At 62.6% G+C, this 265-nt stretch carries 1 protein-coding gene; it reads right to left on the bottom strand.

The window, feature by feature from the left end:
* Window positions 1-265: hypothetical protein (locus tag SCA31_RS23790; RefSeq protein ID WP_410699470.1), on the bottom strand; the 265-nt coding region annotated here is incomplete at both ends.

The following is a 265-nucleotide window of genomic DNA, read 5'->3' as shown; positions in this document are numbered from 1 at the left end:
ATGATCGACACCACCTGGCCAGGCCGGACATCGAGGTTGATGTTTTTCAGCACCTCGTGCCGGCCATAGCGCTGCATTGCGCCTTTCACCTGAAGCGCGTATTCGGCGCTTGCCTGGCGCCGGGCCGGGACGGGCGTTGCCGAAGCAGCCAGCAAGCCATCCGCATCGGCGGATTGGGCGGGCGTGCGCCTGCTCACGTCGAGGTGCCGCTCGAGATAACCCAGCAGCTTGCTGAACAGAGTGACGATCAGCACATAGTAGAAAG

This window comes from Chryseobacterium sp. SIMBA_028 (assembly GCF_046535285.1).
Lineage (GTDB): Bacteria > Bacteroidota > Bacteroidia > Flavobacteriales > Weeksellaceae > Chryseobacterium.
Note: the sequence above shows the minus strand (reverse complement) of the source record. Positions and strands in the feature narration are given on the sequence as shown.